The organism is Pigmentiphaga litoralis (assembly GCF_014651835.1).
GTDB lineage: Bacteria > Pseudomonadota > Gammaproteobacteria > Burkholderiales > Burkholderiaceae_B > Pigmentiphaga > Pigmentiphaga litoralis.
On the sequence record NZ_BMXQ01000001.1, the window covers coordinates 3,303,152 to 3,326,670 of the forward strand.

Genomic DNA, 23,519 nt, shown 5'->3' on the forward strand with positions numbered 1-23,519 from the left:
GCCACCATGTGCGGACGACTTGCCCAGTATCGCGACGCCGAACGCTATTTCGAGTTGCTGCGCGCCAATCCGGCGGCGCCGTTTGCACCTTCCCCGTTTGCACCTACCGCCTTCGCGCATGCGCCGGTCTACAACGTGTCGCCGGGCACGCACCCGATGACCATCAAGGCGGGTGGCGATGGGCCCGAGGCGGCGGAGGCGCATTGGGGCTATCGCGGCCGCGCGCCGCGCATGTATGTGAACGCGCGTGTAGAAAGTGCTGCAACGTCGGGCTACTGGCGGCCCTTGTGGGAGCGCGGCCGCATTCTGGTGCCGGCCGATGGCTGGTTCGAATGGACAGGCGCCAAGCCGAACCGCCAGCCCCATTTCATCCATCGCGCCGATGACGAGCCGCTGCTGCTGGCGGCCATCTTGGGGGCGGACGGATTTGCCATCGTGACCAGTTCGGCGGATGCGGGGCTGCTGGATGTGCATGACCGCCGCCCGGTGGCGTTGACGGCCGATGGCGCGCAGGCGTGGCTGTCGCCGGAGACGAGTTCGGAAGACGCGTTGCTGGTCACCGCGACCCAGGCCCTGGGCGAGGCGGCGTTTGCGTGGCATGCGGTGACGCGCGCCATGGGCAATGTGACCTATCAGGCGGCGGACGCCGTGGCCCCACTGGGCGAGGACGCGCCGCAGCCGGCCGGCTGACTGACCGCCGGCAGTTGCCGGTTGCCAATCGCCCGTTGCCAGTTGCCACTTGCAACCTGTTGACGACATCCACTACATACATCACGTCATGATATACATGGCACAATGCCGGGCTGTGCCGGTTCGGGTCTCGACCGGCGTCGTCTCATTTTCTGCTGTCGCATCCCATGTCTTTTTCCACCCTTTCCATTGCGTCCTGGTTGAGCGCCTGTGTGCCCGAACCGCTGCACGTGAGCCGCGCCGAGCGCCTTCGCGCGGTGCTGGGCGCCTTGATCGGCATTGCCCTGACGGGCGTCATGTCGGTCTGGACGATGGGTGACCATGCCGATCTGCCCTTGCTGATTGCGCCGATGGGCGCGACGGCGGTCCTGCTGTTCGCGGCGCCCGCCAGCCCGCTGGCGCAGCCGTGGCCCATGATGGGCGGCAATCTGCTGGCCGCCGCAGTCGGGGTAACCTGCGCACGATGGATCCCGGTGCCGATTCTGGCAGCTGCGGTGGCAGTCGCGCTGGCGATCGGCTTGATGTTTGCGTGCCGGTGCCTGCACCCGCCGTCTGGCGCGGTGGCGCTGACCGCGGTCTTTGGCGGGCCGGGCATCAAGGCAGCCGGCTATGGTTTTGTTGTCATGCCGGTGGCGATCAACACCGCGATCCTGCTTGCATGTGCGATGCTCTTCCACTGGGCAACGCGTCATCGTTATCCTCACCATGCCAGTGTGCCGCATGCGTCACGCACCACCCGGTCGGGCGTGACCGAAGACGACATCGTGGCGGTGCTGGATGACCGCGATGAATTGTTGACCATCGATGCGGACGACCTCGTCACCCTGGTGGATGAGGCTGAACAACGCGCTTATCGCCGTCGCGCCGCAAGCGCCGTGGGCACGACTGCCACCCCCTCCCCGCCTTTCCACGCCCATGCCGACATGACCTCGCGATCGCCCAAGCCCCTGAAGAAGTCCGATTTCGAAGTGCTCTCAGAATTCCGGCATCAGCTGCGCCGCTTCCTGCACTTTTCGGAAGAGGCCGTGCAGGCCGAAGGCATCACGCCGCTGCAGTACCTGTTGCTGCTGCATATCAAGGGCTTTCCAGGCCGCGAGTGGGCGACGGTGGGGGAGCTTGCCGAGCGGATGGTGTCGGTGCATCACGGCACCGTTGCGTTGGTGAATCGCTGCGTGGCGCTCGGCCTGGTGCGCCGCGAGCCCGCGCCGGAAGACAAACGCCAGGTGCGCATCCACCTGACGCCGCATGGCGAGACCGTGCTGCTGCGGCTTGCCGCGTTGCATCGCGAGGAATTGAAGACGACGTCCCGGCATTTCCAGCTGCCGTTCGACGAGAACTGATAGCCCCCCTAGGCGCTTCGCGCCTCCCCCAGGGGCGACACCTGCGGACCGGCAGAGCCGGATCCGCGGTGTCCTGTGTGGTGATGCCGTGCCTTATTTTTCCGTGGCTGTCTTTGCTAGCGCCTGATCGCCGATGGCGTAGAAGGTGCCGCCCGCGATGTAGTGCAGGCTTCTGAACGCGGGGCCTGCCGACTCGAATTCCCAGTGCCCGTTGCGGAACACGCGGGTGTCGGCCCAGGCGCCGACCACCTCGCCGATGAACAGATCGTAGGCCTGCTGATTGTGCGGCTCGGGCAATACCTTGCAGACCAGCCAGGCCGCGCACCCTTCGACCAGCGGGATCTCGAATCCGGGTGCGTTGAAGGTCGACACCCCGCAGCGCGCCAGTTTGTCGGGTGCGTCCGCCAGGCTGAGGTTGCCGACGTCGTAGGTCAGCTGCAGTTGCGCGAACGTCGGCACCTGCAACACGAAATGCCCGCTGGCGTCGACCAGCCCCCGCGTGCGCGTGGCCTTGTCCAGCACGACCGTGACCTTGGGGGGCGCGAAGTCCAACGCGCAGGCCCAGGCCGCGGACATGACGTCGTCGACACCGTCATGACGGGCGGAGACCAGCACGGTCGGACCGTGGTTGAGCAGCCGGTAGGCCTTGGGTAATTCGACGGGGGCGATGTGACTGTCCATGCGGTGCCTTTGCGTTGCGCGTTGCGTGCGATAGGCAAATGGTGCCACAGGGCAGGCTCACGACGCCGCCGTCCACCCTCCCCCCAGCGCGCGATGCAGGTCCACCGTCGCCAGAAGGCGGGCAAGGTCCAGTTGCACGGCCAGGTCCTGCGCGGCGTAAAGCGTGCGCTGCGCGTCGAGCAGCACCAGCAACGTATCGGCCCCCGCACGGAAGCGCGATTCGGCAAAAGCCAGGGCGCGCGAGGCTTCCGCAACCACGGTCGCTTGCGCGCGGGACTGCGCAGCAACCCCGGCGAGCGCGTTGAGGCTGACCTCGACATCACCAAAGCCGGCGATGACCGCCTGCCGGTAGGCGGCAAGCAGGGCTTCCCGTTCCGCCAGCGCCAGGTCGTGTTGGGCAGCCAGAAAGCCGGCATCAAAAATAGGGGCGGCCAGGCCCGCCGCCAGGCTGTACAGCGGACTGTCGAGCAGGGCACTGGGCCAGCTTCCCCCTACGCCCAGGCCAGCCTGCAAGGTCAGCCGCGGGAACAGGGCGGCCCGGGCAGCTGCGACGTTGGCGTCTGCGGCAAGCAGTTGCGCTTCGGCGCGCGCAATGTCGGGCCGGCGCGCCATCAGTTGCGATGGAATACCGGTATCGACCGAGGGCGCCAGAATGCCGGTGATTTGCGCTGTCGATACCTCGAGCCCGGGGCGCCCCACCAGCACGCCAAGCACAATCCGCGCATCGTCGGACTCTTGCCGCAAGGCGTCGACGTTGCGCTGCAAGGCCGCGACCAGACCGCGCTGCTGCGCGACCTCGAGTGGCCCGGCTGCGCCTGCACGCGCCCGCGCCGTGACCGTGTCGAGCAAACGGTTGGCGGTAGCCAGGTTTTGGAGGGCAATCGCGGTGCGCTCGCGCGCCGCCACGGTCCGCAGCCAGAGGCGCGCCACGCCGGTGGTGATCGTGATGCGGACCGTATCGCGATCGTGACGACTGGCGCGCTGCAGGGCCCGCGCACTGTCGCGCACCGCGTGATGACGGCCCCAGAAGTCGACTTCGTAACTGGCCGCGATCCCGGTCGAATAGGCATTGCCCGAGACAGTGCTGCCGGCATTCGATCCACTGCCAATCCGCGCCTGCCGGCTTGCCGAGGCAGTCCCGACAACCTGAGGCAGCAGCGGTGCGCCCGCGGCCTGCGCCCGGGCGTCGGCCTGCCGCACGCGCGCCATTGCAGCGGCCAGGTCCTGGCTGTCGGCGGCGGCGGCTCTGACCACGTCGCGCAGTTCGGCACTCGAAAAGCGGTCCCACCAGAGATCGGGCGCAACCAGCCCCGGCAATGCAGCCTCTACGCCATTGGCTCGAATGTCAGGCGCCGCCCTGGACCACGCTTCGGGCAGCGCAGGCGCCCTGCCGGGCAGTGTGGTAACGGGCAAGGCGCATCCGCCCAACAGGCCCAGGCCCAGACCCGCCAGGATCATCGCCAGGCCCTGGCGCAGTGGCCATCGCTTGAATGCGTCGTGCATGCTCAAGCCTCCCCCGCCAACGCAATGACCGGGTCGAGCCGGGCTGCCGTGCGCGCCGGCATGAAGCCGAACACCAGCCCCGTGATCACCGCGCACAGGAAGGCGCCGAGCATGGCCAGGACGGAGAACACCAGTTGCATGCCCAGCGCAATCAGTCCGGCGCCGATGGCCAGCCCGGCAATCAGACCCATGACCCCTCCGGTCACCGTCAGCAGGACAGCCTCGGTCAGGAACTGACGCAGGATGTCGCGCTGCCGTGCCCCCGTGGCCACGCGGATCCCGATCTCCCGCGTACGTTCACGCACGGTCATCAGCATGACGTTCATGACGCCGATACCGCCAACCAACAGTGACACTGCAGCAATCAACCCCAGCATCATCGTCATGCTGTTGCGTGTGGCGGCTTCGGCCTGCAGGCGCGCCGCCGCGTTGCCGATGGCGAAATCCTTGCGCCCGCCGTGCCGTGCGATCAACAGGTCGTTCATGGCTTTTTCCGCCGGAAGCACGTCTTGCGACGACATGGCTTCGACCACGACATAGTCCGGCTGGGTCTGCGCCTGGTAGACGCGGGCCCGCCCGCTGCGGTAAGGAATGAAGACCATGTCGTCGTAGTATTGCGCGCCGGAATCCGCGCCGCGTTCGGCGAGCACGCCGATGACTTCGAACGGCGAGTTGCCGATCAAGACCTGCCGGCCCAGGGGGTCGGGCGTGTCGCGAAAGAAATGGTTTTTGGCGCCTATGCCCAGGACAACCAGTGGCGCCAGCGCACGGTCTTCGGCATCGGTAAAGTAACGGCCCGCCACCAGCTTCCAGTGGTGGATGGCCGGCATGTCCTGATTGGCGGCGAATACATAGTTCTGCCGTTCGGCATTGCCCCGGCGCACGGTGATCGGATCGCCGATCACTGGCATGACCCTGCGAATCTCGGGCAGCGCTTGAACCGCTTCAAGGTCGTCGGGCGTCAGCTGCCCGGCCGGTCCGCCAGTAGCTGGCGGCTGGCTGTTCAGATACATGATCGTGGTACCCATCGATCCCATCTGCTCGACGACTTTCTGCCGGGCGCCTTCGCCGATCGCGAGCATGACGATGACAGACGCAACCCCGATGATGATCCCGAGCAGGGTCAGCCCGGTTCGACCGCGGTTCATGCGCATGCCGCGCCAAGCGGTGCGAAGCGCTTCACGCAGGTCTGCTTGCAGACTGGCGCCTGAGGTGGTTGCTGCGTCGCGCAGATCAAGGTCGGGCAAGGTGCGGCGGGTGGGGGACGACGCGGGGTCCAGGGGGCGCTCGTTGTGATACGCGACCGTGTCGTTGCCGGCGTCCACCGTATGGTTGCTACCGTCCACCGTTTCGTTGCCAGCGTCCACCGATTCGTTGCTGTCCGCAACGATCACCCCGTCCCGGATCTCGATCACGCGGCGCGCCTGCGCCGCCACGTCCCGGTCATGGGTGATCAGGATGATGGTGTGGCCCGCGTCGGCCAGTTCGTGCAGCAGCGCCATGACTTCCGCGCCGCTGCGTGTGTCCAATGCACCGGTGGGCTCGTCGGCCAGCAGGATGCGGCCGCCGTTCATCAGTGCACGGGCAATCGATACGCGCTGCTGCTGGCCGCCCGATAGCTGGTTGGGCCGATTGCCTTGCTTGTCAGCCAGACCCAGGCGGTCCAGCAGCGCGGCCGCCCGCGCGGCGCGTTCGACGTCGGGCATGCCGGCGTAGATCGCCGGCACCTGCACGTTTTCCGAGGCCGTCTCGCTGGCGATCAGGTGATAGCCCTGGAAAACGAAACCGAATGCCTCACGCCGCAGCCAGGCCAGCGCATCCGCGTCCAGCGTCGTCACGTCGTGCCCGTTGATGTGATACGTGCCCGCCGTGGCGCGGTCCAGGCAGCCCAGCACGTGCATCAACGTTGACTTGCCCGACCCCGATGCGCCGACCAGTGCGACGAATTCGCCGGCGCGTATGGTCAGGTCGATGCCGTGCAGGACTCCCACTTCGGGCTGCGTGCCGCCGCCGTACCGCTTGCGGATGCCACGCAGGGCGATCAACGGCGGCGTGTCGGCAGCGTGGATAGTGGCGCTGGTGTCCCCGCTGCGGCCCGTGTTCCGGCTCCCGCGGCCAGGAGTACTCCCGCTCACATTGGCGTTCACCATTGGATCCACCGCGGCCGTCCGCCCACGCGCGTTTCTGCAGTAATGAGTCGATCGCCCTCCTGCAGCCCTTCCAGCACTTCGGCCAGATGCCGGCTGCGCGCGCCCAGGCGCACCTGTCGTGTTTCCGGCTGACCGTCGGCCCGCAACACGCGCGCGGTGTAGGTGCCCGGTTCACTCTCGTTCTCTGCCAGCGACGCCAGCGGAACGGCCACGGCGTCGGGCGCGCGCGCTGTCACGAAGGACACCAGCGCCGTCATCTGGGGCATGAGTTCGCCATCGGCATTGTCCACGTCGAACAGCACCGTGTAGACAACGGCCTTGGTGGCGGGCGCGGGCGTGGCCGATGCGCTCGACTTGGCCTCGGCCACCGGTGGCGCCGGCAACACCTGTCTGACCGTTCCCTGCCAGCGTCGGGCGGTTGCCTGACCATCGTCGCCCAGGGTCGTGAAGTACACCGGCATGCGCGGCTTGACGCGGCGCACGTCGGCTTCGGAGACATCGGTCCAGACGGTCATGCCCGACAGGTCGGCCACTCGCAAAATGTTCGGTGTCTGGTAGGTGGCGTTCAAGGTCTGGCCTTCGCGCGCGTCGACTGACACCACCGTTCCGGCCATGGACGCATAGATGCGCGTGTAGCCCAGACGCGCTTCCTCGGCCCGCTGGCTCGCTTGCGATTGGGCGATCTGTGCGTGCAGATAGTCGATCTTGGCGCCCGCCGCCGCAAAGTCGGCTTCGGCGATATGCAAGTCTTCTTCACGGGTCGCGCCGTCGGCAGCCATCTGCCGCTGCCGCGTCAGTTGTTGCTGCGCCAGCCGCAGCAAGGCCTGCTGTTCGTTCACTTGCGCGCGCAGTCCGGCCAGCCGTGCCCGGCCGGCATCGACCGTGGCCTGCTGCACGCTGGGATCGATCTCGACCAGCAACTGCCCTTTCCGGACCTCATCGCCCGGCTTGACATGCAAGCGGTTGATCAGCCCCGACACCTGCGCGCCGACATCGACGTAGCGCCGGGGCTGCAGGCTGCCGATGGCCGTCACCGTGGACTCGACCGATCGTCGTGCGAGCACCTCGGTCGTGTAGTCGATCCGTTCGCGCAGGGACCACACGCCCACGCCGATGGCGGCCGCCAGCAGGGCGATCGCCATCCCGCCCTTCCAGCGCCTTGTGTTGCGTGCGGCGGGGCTCATGACCGGCCCGCTGGTGCAAGGGCGTCAGAAGCAGCGTCGCAAAGAGGGGCGCAAAGAGAGGCGCACTTGGCGTCGCGCCATCGGGCGTCAAGACGGGGTACCGGGCTGAAAAGCGTCATGCAGCAACTCGAAAAGACATCAGGTAAACCAACGCAGGCAGGGGCAGGACAGCGACAAGGCCATCAGAAGGCCATGCGCGCGTTCAGGCTGACGGTGCGCGGGGCGCCGGACGCGATGTAGTTGGATCCGTTGTAGATCCAGTAGCGGCGTCCTGCCAGGTTGTGGATGGCGGCAGTGAAGGTGACGTCCTTGCCGACCAGCCGGGTGCTGTAGCTGGCGCCCGCGTCGACGACGGTATAAGGGGACAGCCGATAGGTATTGGCAGTATCCAGATACGACGCCCCGATGTATTTGAGACCGCCGTTCAGGCTCAGGCCCGGCAGCGCCGCCACGTTGTAGTTCGCGGCAAGCGCCGCCTGCACACGCGGCGTGCCGGTGGTGCGCTTGCCGTTCAAGGCTGCCGCCGCTTCTTCGTACTTGGCATCGAGCAGCATCACGCCGGCGATCACCGACAGCTGGCTGTCGAACCGGTATCGGCCGCTGATGTCGGCGCCCTGGTAGCGGGTAATGCCGTCCTGCACGTAGTAGTTCGCGGCGTTGGTATAACCGGCGGTCCGGTCCAGGCGGAACAAGGCGGCCGTGCCACTCCATGCGCCCTGTTCGAACTTGTAGCCGGCTTCATACTGCTTGCTCTTGATCGGGCCGAGCACCTCGAAGCGGTTGACCACGTTCGCGGGGGCCGTGCCGCCGCGCTCCAGGGCTTCGACCGCGCTGACATACAGCGTGGATGCGGGCGTGGGCTTGAACATGAGCGCCAGCGTCGGCGTAAGCGGATTGCGCTTGTAGGGCGTGGTGGGTGTACCAGCCGCGTCCGCACCGGTCTGGTCGTAGCGGTTGTAGCGCAGGCCGGCGATCAGCGACCATTGCTCGCCCAAGCTCAAAGTGTCGCTGATAAATGCCGCGGTCTGTTCGATGACGCTGGAACGGTACATACGAACGCCGTCTGACGACCCGGTGATGGTCAATGGCGAATCGCGATAGATATTGCCGCCGCCGATGTCGCCTGCGTAATTCGAGACGGCATTGGCCCGATTCTGGAACCGCTGACGCGACGCGCCAACGACGACCCGATGCGACACGGGACCGGTGCTCAATTCGCCGTCGACCATGGCTTGCGCGTGGTCGAATTCCTGCACGAACTTGGTGGTGCTGCGATCCGCCGTGTAATCGCCCGCCAGGCTGGTCACGTACAAGGTGCTGTAGTTGTAGTCGGATTCCCGGCGTGCGTTGCGATAGGTCGCGCTGGCATTCCAGCCGGGCGCGATCCTCCATTGCAAGCCGGCCGTGGCGACGCGATCATTGGTGTTGTAGAAGGCGCCGTCCGGCTGCGACTGGATCTTGGGATCGTTGGGTGTCGGCACCACACCTGGGCGGCTCGCGTAAAGGCGGTTCAGGTCCAGCCCCCAGAAACTGTTGCCGCGGGACGCGCGGTCGGCGTACAGAAAATCGACGCTGGCCGTCAGATCCTTCGTCAGTCGGGCATCCAGGGCAATCGACGCCCCCGTGCGCCGCATGCTGCCGCCGCGTATGAACGTATCGCCCTCTTCGCGCAGCACATTTGCGCGATAGCCGAAGCGGTCGTCATTGCCGAATCGGCCGCCGGCATCCACGCTTTGCGAGAACAGCGACTTCGACTTGAACCCGACCGACGCGGTCAGCAGGCGTTCATCGGTTGGGCGCTTCAACACGTAGTTGGCAACGCCGCCTGGAGACCCGAAACCGTTCATGAACCCGGTAATGCCTTTCTGCAGGTCGACGCGGTCGAACAGTTCCATCGGCAAGCCGGTGCCCCACGCCGTGATCGGCAGGCCGTCCACCTTGAAGCCGTTGCTGGTGTCCAGGCCAAGTCCCCGTACGGAAATCGACGCGCCATGCCCATACTCGCTGCCGGTCAGTTGCACGGCCGGGTCGTAACGCAAGGCCTGCTCCAGCGTGGTGACCAGGCGCGTTTCCATCTCTTCACTGCCGACACTGGTGATGGAGAACGGCGTGTCGAGCACGCTGCGGCGGCCCAGGGCGCCCGATGTTGCCGTGCGGCGCAGGCTGGTGGCCTGCGCGGCGCTGGTGGCCGTGACGTCGATGGTCGAGAGCGTGGTGCTGCCGGGAGCGCGTATGGCCGTGGGCGTGGCCGTCTGCACGACCACCGATCCGCCTTCGCTGACGGCTTCGAGGCCGCTGCCGGCCAGCAGGCGGTCCAGCACGTCACGCGGGCGGTACGCGCCCGAGATCGCGGGCGCCATTTTGCCGGCGACCAGGCCTTGCCGCACGATCAGTTGCACCCGGCTCTGGCGCGCCCACTCGTTCAGCGCCTGCGCCAGCGTCTGCGCGCCAATGTCGAACTGCATCGGCGCTGCGGATGCGAGCACGTTCCCGCCAGACTGGGCGGATGCCGCTGGCGACGTGATCGCCACTAGCAGGGCCACAGCGATCGATACCGGACGCAAGTTGACGCAGACCATGAAAACTCCAATGAATAGAAATGATTCCTATTCATGAAGACGCACGGGCGCGTCGGATTCCCGTACCCGACAGGAAATTATTTGACCGGGCGAATTTCCAGGCCATCGGCCGTTGGCTGCAGACGCACCGGCAAGGCGCGGGGCAGCAGGCGCCGGAAGCTGGCGGGGTCGGTCGTGTCGAAAGTGCCGCTGAGCCGCAAGGCTGCGACACCGGGATCGCGCAGCACGAGGCCGGAATCGGCATAGCGTTCCAGTTCGGCCAGGACACGCGACAAGGGCATGTCGATGAAACTGAGCTGTCGGTCGCGCCACGGCGCGATGCCCTCGGGCGGGATAGGCGACGCCGTACCGGGCCATCCATCGCTGCGGAAGGCCAGTTGCTGGCAGGCGGTCAGCAAGGCGTCGGCACCCCGCGATCCGTTGGCCGACCTGCCGGATGACGTGGCGCCATCGCTTCGGCCGACGCGTACCTTGCCCTCTTCCACCGCAACCACCGGTCCGCTCTCGCCCGCAAAACCAGGCAGATAACGGACGGTAAAACGCGTGCCGACTACCGTCACGCGCGATGGCCCGGCGGTCACCTGGAAGGGACGATCGGTGTCCGCGTGCACCGAAAAAAGCGCCTGCCCATTGGCAAGGATCACTTCACGGCGGCTCCGGTAGAAGACGACCGACAGTCGCGTTGCGCTGTCCAGCCGCAACTGGCTGCCGTCGGGCAGGCGGACATCGATCTGTTCTCCACGACCGGTAGCCAGTTGCTGAAGAAAGACGGGTTGTTGATCACGCCAGACCAGGGCACCGACAATCGAAACGGCGGCCACGCAAGCCACAGCAATGCCAGCCGCCACCCAGCGCACGCCGAACCAGGACTGACTCGAGGGACGGGACACCGCATTTCTTGCGGTGCGAGCCATCGTGGCTGCCGTGCTTGCGTTGCGAGCGCGCAAGCGCGCGACCGCATCGGCCGGAAGCCTGTCCAGCGCCGTCCAGTGCCGATCGAACCGGTCGTACGCGGACCGGTGCGCGCGATCGGCATCCAGCCAATCGTTCAGGGCGTGTTCGTCTTCGGAAGACCAGTCCTCGCGCTGCCTGCGCACGAACCAGTCGAGCACCTGTTCGCGCAAGGCGGTCATCGGCGGGCTCCCGACCGGCGCCGCATGGCCGGTCGCCCCGAGCCGGATGCCCCCGGGTTGCCGGCCACCTCGTCCGCGCATTGCCAACACGCATCCATGGCCAGCTTCAAATGCATTTCGACCGTGCGCACCGAAATTCCCATGGCCTCGGCAATCTGCGCATACGACATCCCGTCGAACTTGAACATCACGAAGGCCTCGCGGCACCGCGGAGGCAAGGCGTCTATCACCGCCACCACCGCCGTCGCGTACTGCGACGATGCGCAGCGCTCTTCCGGCTGGCGGTTGAATGCGCCAGCCGGTTCATCTTCGATCGCCAGGTCGTCGAGGCTGGCGTGCTGACGCACGTCGGCCCGGCGGAAATCGTCGGTCATGACGTTGCGGGCGGTGCGATAGAGGAAGGCGCGGGGATCGGCAATGGCTTCGCCCGAGCGTCCTGCCGACAGTACCCGGGCATAGGTTTCCTGCACCGTGTCGGCCGCAGCGTCCCGATCGCTGAGCGCGCGCGCGCAGAAATTCAGCAATTCTCGGTAATAAGACAGAGGCACGGCAAGGCTCGAAAGTCCCGCCCGGCAGGCGGTTGCCGCCTGTGCCACCCCAAGTTTCAGGCAGCAGGACGACTTGATAATGATTCTTATTCTAGTCGATTGCCTGCCAGTCTGCGATGACGCAATCCCCGCTGTGGCCCGAGTCTATTTCCGCTCGAACTTGCTCAGCACCTGATCCAGAAAATCCCCGTCCGATTCATTGGACAGCACCCGAACCGGCATCCAGTCATAGTCGGCCGAGAGCCACACTTCCACTTTCTGGCCGTCGTCCTCATCCCGCTCGCGGACCAGATGGACTGCCTTGACGGGACCCAGGGGCGTATCGAGCGTGTCGGTACCGGCCACCCGGAACCGCCACATGCCAGTGCGGCTGGAGCCGGCGACGCGGAAGGGAACAACCTTGCCCGACGCAAACACATCAGGATTCTTGCGGCCCATGGCGGCCAGTTGCACCAGGACCGACATGCGGTCTTGCGTGCCGGCCTGCAAGGGTTCGGATTCGCCGCCGGCGAACGTAATCTTTTTGGCTTCCGGATCGAAGGTGACCGCCTTGATGCGCTTGTTGCGCGTTTCCTGGTAGCGGGCGGGCTGCAGGCCGTCGGGGGTGATGACGCCGCTGCTTTCGAAATTGAAGCTGAACAGCGTGAAGCGGCCGCTGTTGACGATCCGGTAGGCATCGCCTTCCCGCATCCAGTCGAAGTGGCTGTCGACGTTGATCTTGAACCCCTTGGCCGACGCTTTCAGTGTGTAGGTCATGGACGAGGAGCCCGGCACGCTGACGGCGGGCGCAGCCGCGGAGGCCGTGCGGGCGGCGACCAGCGACACGCCGGGCGCCAGCACCAGCGCGGCGGCCAGCGCGGCACCGTGGCGCGCAAACGTCCGGCGCGCCAAAGAAAAGGACGCGTTCTTGAAAATAGCGGTCATGGGCATGAAGGCGCCGGTTGACCCGGCGCCGCCTGTAAGCGAGATGTTGATCGTACCGGACGCGGCGCGGCGTCGGCTGCCGTTCTAGCCGCGAGTCTGCCAGGTAGAGGGCTGGCGCAGCAACGGAGTTCCCCGTGGGGGCGGCGGGCAGTCTTCCCGGGAAGGCGGCGGCAAGCTTTACGGCTAGCCGGCGGGCGACCTTTCCAGCCCAGCCGACGGCCACCTGCCCCGGCGAAAACGCCGGGCGGCGCATGTTACTGTAAGCGCATCCTGTCGCTCCCTGCCGGATCCCTGGCACTCACGTGCATCGGCAGGCCAGACTGACGCCATACTCTTTCGCTTACGTCTTATGAAACTCGCCTCCTTGCGCGACGGTTCGCGCGACGGTCAATTGATGGTGGTGTCGCGCGACCTCAAGACCGCGCACTTCGCCACCGAAATCGCTCCCACGCTGCAACGCGCGCTGGACGACTGGAACTTCGTCGTCTCCCAATTGCAGGACCTGGCCGACGCGCTGAATACCGGCCGCGCCCGCCATCCCTTCCCGTTCGATCCGACCAAGTGCGCCGCGCCCTTGCCGCGCGCCTATCAGTGGGCTGACGGATCGGCGTACGTCAATCATGTGGAGCTGGTGCGCAAGGCGCGCAATGCCGAGATGCCGGAAACCTTCTGGACGGATCCCCTGATCTATCAGGGCGGCAGCGACGATTTTCTCGGGCCGCATGACGACATCGTGGTGCCCTCCGAAGCGTTCGGCATCGACTTCGAAGGCGAGATCGCGGTGATTACCGGTGACGTCGCCCTGGGCACGCCGCCCAACGGCGCGAGCGACGCCATCCGCCTGCTGATGCTGGTGAACGATGTGTCGCTGCGCAATCTGATTCCGGGCGAACTGGGCAAGGGCTTCGGCTTTTTCCAGAGCAAGCCTGCCACGGCGTTTTCGCCGGTGGCCGTGACGCCCGATGAACTGGGTTCGGCATGGCGCGACGGCAAGGTCCATCGCCCGTTGACCGTGGAATGGAATGGCAAGGTGGTGGGCAAGCCGCTGGCAGGCGAAGACATGGTCTTCAACTTCCCGGCCTTGATCGCCCACATCTGCAAGACGCGCAACTGCCGGGCCGGCAGCATCGTGGGCTCGGGCACGGTATCGAACAAGGACAGCTCGGTGGGCTATGCCTGCATCGCCGAAAAGCGCTGCCTGGAAACCATCGAGACCGGTGCGCCGGTGACCGAATTCATGAAGTTCGGCGACAGCATCCGCATCGAGATGCTCGACGAAAAGGGCGCCAGCATTTTCGGCGCCATTGACCAGGTGATCGCGCCCTCCGGCGCGGCCTGACCCTGCCCCTATCGAGACAAGGAAGAGCGATGATCCCCAGCGGCAATCCTTTTGCGTTCCCCGGCATGCCTGGCGCGGCCCCGTCGTTCGATCCAGGCGCGGCCAATCCGGTCATGCAGAGCCTGGACATGATGCGGCAGGTGTGGGGCAACCTGGGATCCATGGCCTCGGCGGCGCCTGGCGGCAACGTGCCGGGACTGGACGAACTGGACAAGCGGATCACCGACCTGCGCGCGATCGAAAACTGGTTGAACCTGAACCTGACCATGCTGCGTGGCACCATCCAGGGGCTGGAAGTGCAGCGCGCCACGATTTCCACGTTGCGCAATTTCGCCCAGACCGTCAGCAGCGCTTATCAGGCACACACCCCGTCGGGCGCGTCCGACACCGACGCGTCCGACCTGCCGCCACCGTCACCGCTGGAAATCGTGCTGGGCCTGCGCAAGGCGCCGGGTGCGGCGGCGGACGCGTCACCCTTCGGATTCTCAACCAACGCCACGCCGCCCGCTTCGTCGCCGACACCTGCCGCCGCCGCGCCTGCCGCGCAGCCAACGGGCTGGCCGCATATGCCCGCGCACATGCCGCCTTCCATGCCGGCGTCGATGCAGCCCCCTGCGCCGCAACCGTCACCCCAGGCTGCCGCGCCCGCCCAACCGCCGTCACCGCCTGCATCCCCCGCGGCTGAGGCGCCGTCCGCTGACGGGAGCACGGGCGCAGCGCCGGGGTCGCCACAGGCCAGTGCCTGGTGGTCGATGCTGCAGGACCAGTTCAACAAGATCACGACGGCCGCCTCACAAGCCGTGCCGGCAGTCCCGGCGATGCCGCAAATTCCGCAGATGCCGACGATGCCGCACATGGACCTGGCCAAGGCCGCTGCCGCCGCGCGCACCGTGTTCGAACCGTCGCGCGCGCCTGATGCGCCTGCCCCCAAGGCAGCGCCTGCTGAACGCACCTCGCCACCTGCCCGCAAGACCTCGTCGGGCCGCAACGGTGCGGCATCCAAGCCGTCTTCGTCCAAGTCCCCTGCCTCCAAGTCCCCCGCCAGGAAGGCTGCCGGCAAGACCGCAGCCAAGCGGGCGCCCGCAGCCAGCAAGGCACCGGCCAAGAAGGCGCCCGCGCGCGGAGCCCGAGGCAAGGCATGACCACGCAGTTTCCCTGGGCGCATGCCACCCATCCGGATTGGCGGATGGCGGCGTCCTTGTGCCTGGCCCAGATCGAACACGCCAGCCGCACCGGAACCGGACGCCAGGCCACGCTGGGCTTTTTGTACCTGACGGACCACTTTGCCGAAGCATCGACAGACATCCTGGCCTTTCTGCGCGAACGCACCGGCATCACGCACTGGACCGGCGCGATCGGTGTGGGCGTGGCGGCCGGGATGGCCGAATACATCGACGAACCCGCCATGGCCTTCATGCTGGCGGATTTTTCGCCGGATGATTTCCAGGTGTTTTCGGGCAAGTCGCGCCCGCCAGCGCGGGATGCGCTGACGCCGAATGGCCGGTCGGCATCCTGGACCGCGCTGGTCCATGCCGATGCGTCGACGCCCGACCTGCCTGAATTGCTGCAGGACATGGCGGGCAAGATTGCCGGCGACACACTGTTCGGCGGCGTCTCCAGCAGTCGGCATGCCAATGCGCTGATTGCCGACGGCATTTTTGCCGGCGGCCTGTCGGGCGTGGTGCTATCCGAGAACATTCAGGTTGAAAGCCGCATCAGCCAGGGCTGCCAGCCGATCGGTCCCGTGCACCGGGTAACGGCCTCGGCCGGGCGGCTGCTGAACCGGCTCGATGACGCGCCCGCGCTGGACGTGCTGCTGCGTGACATGGGCGCGCCGACCGAATGGTCGCCGAGCACGGTTCAGGGCGTGCCGGTGCCAGCCGCTGCGCGCAAGCAGCAGGCGGCATCCACTGTTCAGATGTTGCAGGGCACCTTCATCGGCTTCGGGGAAGGCGATGCCTTCCTGCGTGGCAACTACCCGGTACGGCCGCTGGTTGGCGTGGATCCGCACGAACGGGCCCTGGCGCTGGGCGCCGAGCTGGACGCCGCGGACCACGTCGTGTTCTGTCGCCGGGACCGCCATGCCGCGCAGGTCGACCTGATCCGCGCCTGCACCGAATTGCGCGAAACCATCGAAACCCGTTATGGCAGCATGGACCGGATCCGGGGGGCGCTGTACATCTCCTGCCTGGGCCGCACCGGCACGCTGTTCGGGGGTCCGTCTGCCGAAATGCAGCTCGTCCAGCAGCAACTGGGCGATGTCCCCCTGATCGGCTTATTCGCAAACGGCGAGATTTATGGGGACCGAATGTCGTGGTACACCGGGGTTCTGGTGACTTTTCAATAGTATTGACTAAGACTGGTCACACTCCTTTCTTCGCTTCCTTACCTTTTGTCAGAGATACCGCGTTCGGCTTGCATCTGAAAGCTGACCCCACGGTTAGTGTTCGCCAACGCGTACTGCGACGCGTGCAAACGTCACTAATGACAAAGACAAAGGAGCGGGAAGATGGCGAAGAGTTTCAAGCAAACAGGCCGTAAGACGGGCCTGGCATCGGCAACCCCATTCAAGCTGGCTGGCGCCGGCATGCTGTGCCTGGCGCTGGTCGCCTGCGGCGGCAGCGACGACGACCACGACAACAACAACGGCAATGTTCCTCCTGCGGCGACCGCTCCCGGCGACGTCGTGGTGTTGACGGCAGCCGGCCAGCTCGCCAGCTTCAATCGCACCGCTCCCCAGACCTTCCTGTCTTCCGTGGCGTTGTCCGGCCTGGCCACGACTACCGAAACCCTGGTCGGCATGGACTTTCGCCCTGCCGACAATCTGCTGTATGGCATCTCGACCACCGGCGTGATCTACACGATCAATCCCGTTACGGGCGTGGCGACGCGCAAGTCGGCGCTGGCGCCCGCCACCGCCGGCGGTGCCGCGGTTGTCCTGAACGGCACGAGCTTCGGCGTCGACTTCAACCCCGCAGCCGATCGCCTGCGCGTGATCAGCAATACGGGCCAAAGCCTGCGCATCAATGTGGACACCGGCGCCACCATCGTCGACGGCATTGTCACGGCGCCTGCAGGCGCAGCAACCGCAGCCGTCACTGCCGCGGCGTACACCAATTCGTTCGCGGGCACCGTCGGCACCGCGCTGTACGACATCGATACCGTCAATGACCTGGTGTATCTGCAGAACCCGCCGAACGACGGCACGCTGACCACCCCGGTGCCGCTGGGCGTCGACGCGTCGGCCGCCAACGGCTTCGACATCGATGCAACGACCAACCAAGGGTTTGCCGCGCTGACCGTCGGCGGCGTGACCGGCCTGTACGCGATCAATCTGGCGCCCGTGCCTGCCACCCCGGGCGCCGCCGTCCGAGCCGCCACCCTGATCAACCCGATCGGCACCGGCACCGCCGTCGGCGGCCTGGCCATGCGCCAGAAGGCCGGTCCGACCATGGTGGGCCTGACGTCCGACAGCCGCCTGGTGAGCTTCAAGCCCGCCACGCCGGGCACCCTGACCAGCAACGTGGCAATCACCGGCCTGGCAGCCGGCGAAACCGTGGTCGGCATCGACCAGCGTCCTGCCGACGGCAAGGTGTATGGCCTGAGCAGCACGGGCCGCCTGTTCACCGTTTTGCCAGCCACCGGCGTCGCCACCGTTGTCGCCACGCTTGCGGCGGACCCGGCCGACACCACCGCGCCGTACACCACCTTCCCGGCAGCCGGCACGACGTTCTCGGTCGACTTCAACCCGGTGGCCGATCGCCTGCGCGTGATCACCAGCACCGGCGCCAGCCTGCGCATCAATGTGGCCACGGGTGCAACCACCACCGACGGCAACATCAACCGCGCGGGCGGCGCACCGGTCGTGGCCGCGGCGGCCTATACCAACAGCTTTGCGGGCACGACGGCCACGGCGCTGTACGACATGGAACGCACGTCGAACGTACTGTCGCTGCAGAACCCGCCCAACGATGGCACGCTGGTCGACGTGGGCCCGCTGGGCACGACGATCGGCACCCGCGTCGGATTCGACATTGGCGGCGGCGCCAACGGCCTGGCGGTCGCCACGTCGTCGACTACCGCAACCGGCCCGTCGAAGCTGTTCTCGGTCAACATCGCCACCGGCGCGTTGACTGCGATCACGCCAGCGGCCCCCGATGCGAGCACCGGCCTGGTCGGTGGCGCAGCCGGACCGTTGCTGACGGACATCGCTGTGGTGTTCTGATCGCGTCGGGCTTTGACGCCGCCGCGTTCTGACGCAAGATAGAGGATGGCCCGCTCGATGCTTTGGCGTCGGGCGGGCCATTCGCACAAATAGGAACGAGACATGACCCACCCTGCCCGCCCAACGCATGCACTGCGTATCGATCCCCGCCGCCTTCGAACGGCCTGGATGATGACTGCACTGGTGGCGGCGTCATTGCTTGCGTTCCAGGCCATGGCAGCAGAGTCGGGGACACCAGGCGCTGCGCGCCCGATGGCCACGGCCGACAAGGCAGCCGCGTGCCCGGGCTCACTCAATGTCGACATGCACAAACTGCAGGACGAATCGGTGCAGAACCTGTGCCAGTACGCCGGCAAGGTACTGCTGGTCGTGAACACTGCCAGTTATTGCGGCTATACGCGGCAGTACGAAGGGCTGGAAAAGCTGTACGGCAAATACCGCAACCGCGGGCTGGTCGTGCTGGCCTTCCCGTCCAATGATTTTGGCCAGGAAGCGGCCGACAAGAGCAAGATCGAAACGCTCTGCTTCAATACCTACGGCGTGAAGTTTCCGATCTTCACGCCCACACCCGTGACGGGCAATGGCGCCAATCCCTTGTTCCGCACCCTGATCAAAAGCACCGGGCAAGCGCCCGCATGGAATTTCCACAAATACCTGGTCGATCGCAACGGCCAGCCCGTGGCGGCTTTCCCAAGCAACGTCGAACCCGAAGATCCGCGACTGACGCGCGAGATCGAACGCCTGCTGGCCCGGCCGACAACGTGATCACGCTTTGGGGCAAGGCCCGCGCGGTCGCCCCCGCCACCCTTGCGCTGCCCGCCAACGTTCAGGCGTGCTTCGACACGCCCCGGCTGTCGGGCGCGTCGCGTTACACCCATTGGGGTTATTACATTTACGACGCGTGGCTGTGGACCGGCAGCCAGGGGATCGACACGGCAACGCTGGCGCAGCCGTTTGCCCTGGCGCTGCGCTTCGCGCGGGAGTTTTCCGGCCCGCATCTTGCCCGCCGCATTCTGGAAGAAATCGGACTCATCGGCCGGGGTACGCCCGCGCAACGCGCCGAATGGTTGCGGTGGCTCTCGGCAGCGTTACCGGACATTGAAGCAGGTGACGTCATGATCGGCATCCACCGGCCAGGCGCGGGGGTGTGCCTGGTGCTCAATGGCGAGCCGCAGGCCAGCAGCCATGATGCGGCGCTGGCGCAGGCCCTGTTTTCGATCTGGCTGGATGCGCGAACGCGCGCGCCCGCGCTGCGCTCGGCGTTGCTGGAACGTAGCCGCCCGAATTGAAGCGGCGGCATTGCCGCCGGCCCCCGGGCACAGGCGATTCAAAGATCTAGCGAGCCGACCCAGGCGACAGCGACAGGTTCGATGCCTCACCCGTCAGACGGCCACGGAAGTCCCCCAGCTTGGCCTTGACGGCCTTGCGCTGGGCGGGCGACATCCGCAGCAGCATTTTCTGACCCGACGGCAAGGCCTCGAGGTTGGCATCGACATACTGGTAGCGCACCCAGGGCCGCTGCGATTTCACATCGCCCTTGACCTCGGTCAGCTGCAGCCTGGGCGGCTGGTCGGGTTCCGGCGTGGACAGCAGGCTGTCGATGACCGCGATCAGGCGATCATTGAAATACCCACGCGGATAACCCAGCTCTTCATAGGCGCTCTGGAACTGCGGGTACATGCGCACATACAGCGCCACGGCCTTGTCCGTGGACACGCCCTGGATCACCGACACCAACGGCTGATAGCGCGGCGCATTGCTGGCCGACGCAATGGACTGGTCATCGCCCACGCCTTCGACCGTGAAACGGCCGGCCGTCGGGTGGACGGGCCACAGCACCGGCGCGGCGTGCGCGCGTGCCAGGTTGTCGACCGTCGCCACCACGCGGCGAGGAAAATCGGCCAATTGCAGGAACTTGGCGACGGCGTCGCGACCGATCAGCTGGGCCATGGCCGCGCTGAAATCGTTGCCCGGATCGGCGATCGCGGTGTCGGTCGTGGGCGGTACCAGTTCGATCGGGTATCGGGTTTCGGGGCCGGGGGGCGGCGCCTCGATCGGGGCATCGGCCAGGGGCGGGGCGTCGACCGCCTGTTCGATGGGCGGAAGCTCGGGAGGCTGGCGCCACCAGAGGTAGGCGCCGGCCGCAACCACCGCCAGCAGCAGCGCAATCACGATTCCGGGAAGCTTGCTCATAGGGACTCCAGTCAGTAAGTGCCTATCCTAGCATCGCGGCCCGGAGGACGACTTGGGCCATTCGCCCTATTTCTGACGCGAAAGTGTCAGGAAATCGTCCGACATGGTCTTGATCTTCTCCTGGATGCGCGCCCGTTGTGCAGGCGATGCGCTATTGATGAGATCGGCTGTCAGCGTCGCCCAGTGCTGCAGTTGCTTGCGCTGGCGCTCGCGCACGCCGGCATCGGCAGGCGTTTCCAGGTCGGCAAAGAAGGCCTTGAGCTTGCGGCTGGTCTCGGGCACGGTGGCGGTCTTGCCGGTGTCCATGATGTTCAGGAACGCGGTCTGGCGCATCCGCCGCACGGCCAGGCGCTCGGTGCCTGACGGCTCGGCCTCATCGGCCCACTTCTCGATCCGTTCCCGCTGGGCGCCGTCCAGCTTGCCAAACCAGAAGGCAAAGCGGTCTTCCATGTCGTCGATGCGGCGCTTGCGCAACTTTGCAGGCGAGATATCGATGTTCTTTTCGGTGAATTCGGCATTGCTCTCGTCCATCCGGGCGATAAGCCGTTTGCGCTGGGGCAGGCCAAAGCGCGGGAACAGGTCGGCAAAGGCATCGGCTGCCTTGTCCCCCGTGCGCACCAGTCGCTGGGTGACCTGCTTCTGCATGGCAAGCACCTGCTCGGGCGTTAACGGCGTGGGGTCGGCAAAGCGCTCGCGGGCGCTGAGCAGCAGGCGCGAGTACTCGGGCAGTTCTTCACGGCGATGCCAGGCGATCACCGAGTCGAGACGTTCCCGCGCGGGCGCCTCGAGTTCGCCCGACGTATCGAACCAATCGTTCATGCGGTAGGCGATGAGCGTGTCGGCCGAGTTGTAGCCAAGCCGCATCGTGGTGCAGGCACTCAAAGTCAACACGGTCAAAGCGACGAGTACCCAACGTATCATTTTCCCTTCTCCAATGCCTTAAACTGCGACGCTCGTCACTCCCACTTGGATAAGCGCTTCATGCTCAACATCGTCATTCTTGCAGCCGGCCTGGGCAAACGCATGAAGTCGGACCTGCCCAAGGTACTGCACACGCTGGCCGGCCAGCCGATGTTGAGCCACGTGCTCGCCAGCGCCCGCGCGCTGGATCCGGCCCGCATCACGCTGGTGGTCGGACACGGCGCGGCCATTGTCGAAGCCCGCTACGCCGGTGACGCCGGCCTGGCGTTTGCGATGCAATCGCCCCAGCTCGGCACCGGTCATGCAGTGCAACAGGCTGTCCCCACTCTACTGGAAAGCGGCAGTGACGACGACGTGACACTGGTTCTCTATGGTGACGTTCCGTTAGTGGCGTCTGCCACCCTGCGCACCTTGCTCGACGCCCGTGCAGGGCAAGGCAGTGGTCTGGGCATTCTGACTGTGACAATGCCGGATGCAACCGGTTACGGCCGCATCGTTCGCGATACAGCCGGCGCCGTCACCGCCATCGTCGAACACAAGGATGCGTCGGCCGATCAGCTCGCCATCCGCGAAGTCAACACCGGCATCCTGGCCGCACCCACGGCGGCCCTCAAGCGCTGGCTGAGCGCGCTCAGGAACGACAACGCGCAAGGCGAGTACTACCTGACCGATATCGTGTCGATGGCCGTGGCCGAGGGCCTGCCCGTCGCGACCGCCCAGCCGACGCACGACTGGGAAACGCTGGGCGTCAACAGCCGCGTGCAGCAGGCCGAACTGGAACGGGTGTATCAACAGGCGCAGGCGACCCGGCTGCTCGAAGCCGGCGTGACCCTGGCCGACCCCGCGCGCTTCGACCTGCGCGGCCAGCTGACCTGTGGCAGCGACGTCGCGATCGACGTGGGCTGCATCTTTGAAGGCGTGGTCGAACTTGGCAATGGCGTCACCATCGGCCCGTACTGTGTGCTGCGCAACGTCAAGATCGGCGCCGGCACGCGCATCGAAGCCTTCAGCCACCTGCATGACGCCGAAGTCGGTGAAGTCTCCCGCGTCGGCCCCTACGCACGGCTGCGCCCGGGCGCCCGCCTGGGCAACGACACGCACGTGGGCAACTTCGTCGAGATCAAGAACGCCACGCTCGATACCGGCGCCAAGGCCAATCACCTCAGCTACATCGGCGATGCGACCGTGGGCGCACGCGTGAACATCGGCGCCGGCACCATCACCTGCAATTACGACGGCGTGAACAAGCACCGCACGGTCATCGAAGACGACGCCTTCATTGGGTCCGACAGCCAGCTCATCGCCCCGATCCGCGTGGGCCGTGGCGCCACCATTGCCGCCGGAACGACGCTGACGCGCGACGCGCCGGCGGATACGCTGACCGTGTCGCGCGCCAAGCAGGTGAGCGTGCCGGGGTGGAAACGGCCGGTGAAAAAGCCGGTGTGATGCCGGCGTGATGCCTGATGCCGGCCTGATGCCGGGCTACACCACCACCCGCGTATCGAACTTGCTTCGATGAATCGAGAAAAACGTCCGCACATTGCGGACGTTGTTCTGTGCGGTGAACGCCCGGTGCACCAGGGCGTGATAGGCCTCCATGTCGGGGACCTGCACCATCAGGACGAAGTCCGGCCCCTGCGACACGCGATAGCACTGCGTGACGGTCGTCTCTTTGCCCATGGCGCGTTCGAAGGTCGTCAGGGCTTCGGCCGCCTGCACGTCCAGGGTGACCTCGACGATGCCCGTCAGTCCGGCGCCGACCTTTTCGGGCGAGACGATCACCACCTGCTTTTCGATGATGCCCTGCTCCATCAGCCGCCGCACGCGGCGCAAGCAGGTAGGCGGCGAGACCGCGACGCGTCGGGCAAGCTCGTGATTCGTGATTCCCGCATCATCCTGAAGCAGCATGAGGATGGCACGATCTACGTCGTCCAGCGGAGTCGAAGTGGCCTTGTCGTCCACGAAAGCTCCTTTTTCTTTCATTTGTTCGATGATATTGAAATTTTTGGTCTATCGATATCGGCCATGAAATCTACAACTATTTTCAGCCGTTTTCAGAAAGCATATTTCACGCTGAAAAGAAGAGAATAGCGGCAACGATTACTCCTC

The 23,519-nt window shown here is 66.1% G+C and carries 20 protein-coding genes; 9 read left to right on the forward strand and 11 right to left on the reverse strand.

Translation table 11 applies throughout. The features are described 5' to 3' along the window. Positions 1–6 precede the first annotated feature (6 nt). Together IE116_RS15030 and IE116_RS15035 are read left to right on the forward strand one after the other, a co-directional pair. Positions 7–690 carry an SOS response-associated peptidase family protein gene (locus IE116_RS15030; protein ID WP_189613675.1) on the forward strand — a complete coding sequence of 228 codons (684 nt, stop codon included), beginning with the start codon at positions 7–9 and terminating at the stop codon, positions 688–690. Positions 691–857: 167 nt separating this feature from the next. Beyond that, a complete protein-coding gene (locus IE116_RS15035) occupies positions 858–2,030 on the forward strand; it encodes an HPP family protein (protein WP_189613676.1) in 1,173 nt (390 codons plus the stop codon). Between the two features lie 93 nt (positions 2,031–2,123). Here the strand turns inward: IE116_RS15035 and IE116_RS15040 are convergent, their stop codons facing one another. The 8 genes from IE116_RS15040 to IE116_RS15075 all read right to left on the reverse strand — a co-directional run bounded on the left by IE116_RS15040 (position 2,124) and on the right by IE116_RS15075 (position 12,738). Then, positions 2,124–2,711 (reverse strand): flavin reductase family protein, encoded by a 588-nt coding sequence (locus tag IE116_RS15040; protein ID WP_189613678.1) that lies wholly within the window; start codon positions 2,709–2,711, stop codon positions 2,124–2,126. Positions 2,712–2,768: 57 nt separating this feature from the next. Beyond that, positions 2,769–4,214, reverse strand: coding sequence for an efflux transporter outer membrane subunit (locus IE116_RS15045; protein ID WP_229828192.1), 1,446 nt, complete (start codon positions 4,212–4,214; stop codon positions 2,769–2,771). 2 nt (positions 4,215–4,216) lie between these two features. Then, a complete protein-coding gene (locus tag IE116_RS15050; protein WP_229828483.1) occupies positions 4,217–6,283 on the reverse strand; it encodes an ABC transporter permease in 2,067 nt (688 codons plus the stop codon). Positions 6,284–6,357: 74 nt separating this feature from the next. After that, entirely contained in the window at positions 6,358–7,506 is a 1,149-nt protein-coding gene (locus IE116_RS15055) for an efflux RND transporter periplasmic adaptor subunit (protein WP_189613683.1), read from the reverse strand. A 224-nt stretch (positions 7,507–7,730) separates the two neighbouring features. Continuing rightward, positions 7,731–10,127: a TonB-dependent siderophore receptor gene (locus tag IE116_RS15060; protein ID WP_189613685.1), complete on the reverse strand. Its 2,397-nt coding sequence runs from the start codon at positions 10,125–10,127 to the stop codon at positions 7,731–7,733. A gap of 77 nt (positions 10,128–10,204) precedes the next feature. Then, positions 10,205–11,260, reverse strand: coding sequence for a FecR family protein (locus IE116_RS15065; protein WP_189613686.1), 1,056 nt, complete (start codon positions 11,258–11,260; stop codon positions 10,205–10,207). Next, positions 11,257–11,808, reverse strand: coding sequence for a sigma-70 family RNA polymerase sigma factor (locus tag IE116_RS15070; RefSeq protein WP_189613688.1), 552 nt, complete (start codon positions 11,806–11,808; stop codon positions 11,257–11,259). Before IE116_RS15070 ends, IE116_RS15065 begins: the two co-directional genes overlap by 4 nt. Before the next feature lie 144 nt (positions 11,809–11,952). Continuing rightward, positions 11,953–12,738 carry a DUF3108 domain-containing protein gene (locus tag IE116_RS15075; protein WP_189613690.1) on the reverse strand — a complete coding sequence of 262 codons (786 nt, stop codon included), beginning with the start codon at positions 12,736–12,738 and terminating at the stop codon, positions 11,953–11,955. Positions 12,739–13,081: 343 nt separating this feature from the next. Between IE116_RS15075 and IE116_RS15080 the strand changes: the two genes are divergently transcribed. The 6 genes from IE116_RS15080 to IE116_RS15105 all read left to right on the forward strand — a co-directional run bounded on the left by IE116_RS15080 (position 13,082) and on the right by IE116_RS15105 (position 19,585). After that, positions 13,082–14,071, forward strand: a complete 990-nt coding sequence (locus IE116_RS15080) for a fumarylacetoacetate hydrolase family protein (RefSeq protein ID WP_189613692.1) — start codon at positions 13,082–13,084, stop codon at positions 14,069–14,071. A gap of 29 nt (positions 14,072–14,100) precedes the next feature. Continuing rightward, positions 14,101–15,213 (forward strand): PhaM family polyhydroxyalkanoate granule multifunctional regulatory protein, encoded by a 1,113-nt coding sequence (locus IE116_RS15085; RefSeq protein ID WP_189613694.1) that lies wholly within the window; start codon positions 14,101–14,103, stop codon positions 15,211–15,213. Then, positions 15,210–16,418: an FIST signal transduction protein gene (locus IE116_RS15090; RefSeq protein WP_189613696.1), complete on the forward strand. Its 1,209-nt coding sequence runs from the start codon at positions 15,210–15,212 to the stop codon at positions 16,416–16,418. Before IE116_RS15085 ends, IE116_RS15090 begins: the two co-directional genes overlap by 4 nt. A gap of 162 nt (positions 16,419–16,580) precedes the next feature. Further along, the gene (locus IE116_RS15095) at positions 16,581–18,296 is read left to right on the forward strand and encodes a DUF4394 domain-containing protein (protein ID WP_229828193.1); all 1,716 of its coding nucleotides are present in this window, start codon (positions 16,581–16,583) and stop codon (positions 18,294–18,296) included. Between the two features lie 102 nt (positions 18,297–18,398). Then, positions 18,399–19,061 (forward strand): glutathione peroxidase, encoded by a 663-nt coding sequence (locus IE116_RS15100; protein ID WP_189613698.1) that lies wholly within the window; start codon positions 18,399–18,401, stop codon positions 19,059–19,061. Then, positions 19,058–19,585 carry a chalcone isomerase family protein gene (locus IE116_RS15105; RefSeq protein WP_189613700.1) on the forward strand — a complete coding sequence of 176 codons (528 nt, stop codon included), beginning with the start codon at positions 19,058–19,060 and terminating at the stop codon, positions 19,583–19,585. Before IE116_RS15100 ends, IE116_RS15105 begins: the two co-directional genes overlap by 4 nt. A 46-nt stretch (positions 19,586–19,631) precedes the next feature. Here the strand turns inward: IE116_RS15105 and IE116_RS15110 are convergent, their stop codons facing one another. Then, positions 19,632–20,489, reverse strand: a complete 858-nt coding sequence (locus tag IE116_RS15110; protein WP_189613701.1) for a DUF3014 domain-containing protein — start codon at positions 20,487–20,489, stop codon at positions 19,632–19,634. A gap of 66 nt (positions 20,490–20,555) precedes the next feature. Beyond that, on the reverse strand, positions 20,556–21,410 hold the full coding sequence (locus IE116_RS15115) for a DUF6279 family lipoprotein (RefSeq protein WP_189613703.1): 855 nt from the start codon (positions 21,408–21,410) through the stop codon (positions 20,556–20,558). A gap of 60 nt (positions 21,411–21,470) precedes the next feature. Here IE116_RS15115 and glmU point away from each other — a divergent pair, with 60 nt between their 5' ends. Beyond that, positions 21,471–22,856, forward strand: coding sequence for a bifunctional UDP-N-acetylglucosamine diphosphorylase/glucosamine-1-phosphate N-acetyltransferase GlmU (gene glmU / locus IE116_RS15120; RefSeq protein WP_189613706.1), 1,386 nt, complete (start codon positions 21,471–21,473; stop codon positions 22,854–22,856). 36 nt (positions 22,857–22,892) lie between these two features. Here glmU and IE116_RS15125 read toward each other — a convergent pair whose 3' ends face one another. After that, entirely contained in the window at positions 22,893–23,393 is a 501-nt protein-coding gene (locus tag IE116_RS15125; protein WP_189613708.1) for an Lrp/AsnC family transcriptional regulator, read from the reverse strand. Positions 23,394–23,519 lie beyond the last annotated feature (126 nt).

Bases quoted from the DNA above. Each gene is read 5' to 3' on its own strand.
- IE116_RS15080 (WP_189613692.1), top strand. From the start codon at position 13,082: ATGAAACTCGCCTCCTTGCGCGACGGTTCGCGCGACGGTCAATTGATG.
- glmU (WP_189613706.1), top strand. From the start codon at position 21,471: ATGCTCAACATCGTCATTCTTGCAGCCGGCCTGGGCAAACGCATGAAG.
- IE116_RS15030 (WP_189613675.1), top strand. From the start codon at position 7: ATGTGCGGACGACTTGCCCAGTATCGCGACGCCGAACGCTATTTCGAG.
- IE116_RS15055 (WP_189613683.1), bottom strand. From the start codon at position 7,506: ATGGCGATCGCCCTGCTGGCGGCCGCCATCGGCGTGGGCGTGTGGTCC.
- IE116_RS15115 (WP_189613703.1), bottom strand. From the start codon at position 21,410: ATGATACGTTGGGTACTCGTCGCTTTGACCGTGTTGACTTTGAGTGCC.
- IE116_RS15125 (WP_189613708.1), bottom strand. From the start codon at position 23,393: ATGAAAGAAAAAGGAGCTTTCGTGGACGACAAGGCCACTTCGACTCCG.
- IE116_RS15060 (WP_189613685.1), bottom strand. From the start codon at position 10,127: ATGGTCTGCGTCAACTTGCGTCCGGTATCGATCGCTGTGGCCCTGCTA.
- IE116_RS15110 (WP_189613701.1), bottom strand. From the start codon at position 20,489: ATGAGCAAGCTTCCCGGAATCGTGATTGCGCTGCTGCTGGCGGTGGTT.
- IE116_RS15085 (WP_189613694.1), top strand. From the start codon at position 14,101: ATGATCCCCAGCGGCAATCCTTTTGCGTTCCCCGGCATGCCTGGCGCG.
- IE116_RS15095 (WP_229828193.1), top strand. From the start codon at position 16,581: ATGGCGAAGAGTTTCAAGCAAACAGGCCGTAAGACGGGCCTGGCATCG.
- IE116_RS15090 (WP_189613696.1), top strand. From the start codon at position 15,210: ATGACCACGCAGTTTCCCTGGGCGCATGCCACCCATCCGGATTGGCGG.
- IE116_RS15040 (WP_189613678.1), bottom strand. From the start codon at position 2,711: ATGGACAGTCACATCGCCCCCGTCGAATTACCCAAGGCCTACCGGCTG.
- IE116_RS15045 (WP_229828192.1), bottom strand. From the start codon at position 4,214: ATGCACGACGCATTCAAGCGATGGCCACTGCGCCAGGGCCTGGCGATG.
- IE116_RS15065 (WP_189613686.1), bottom strand. From the start codon at position 11,260: ATGACCGCCTTGCGCGAACAGGTGCTCGACTGGTTCGTGCGCAGGCAG.
- IE116_RS15100 (WP_189613698.1), top strand. From the start codon at position 18,399: ATGACCCACCCTGCCCGCCCAACGCATGCACTGCGTATCGATCCCCGC.
- IE116_RS15035 (WP_189613676.1), top strand. From the start codon at position 858: ATGTCTTTTTCCACCCTTTCCATTGCGTCCTGGTTGAGCGCCTGTGTG.
- IE116_RS15075 (WP_189613690.1), bottom strand. From the start codon at position 12,738: ATGCCCATGACCGCTATTTTCAAGAACGCGTCCTTTTCTTTGGCGCGC.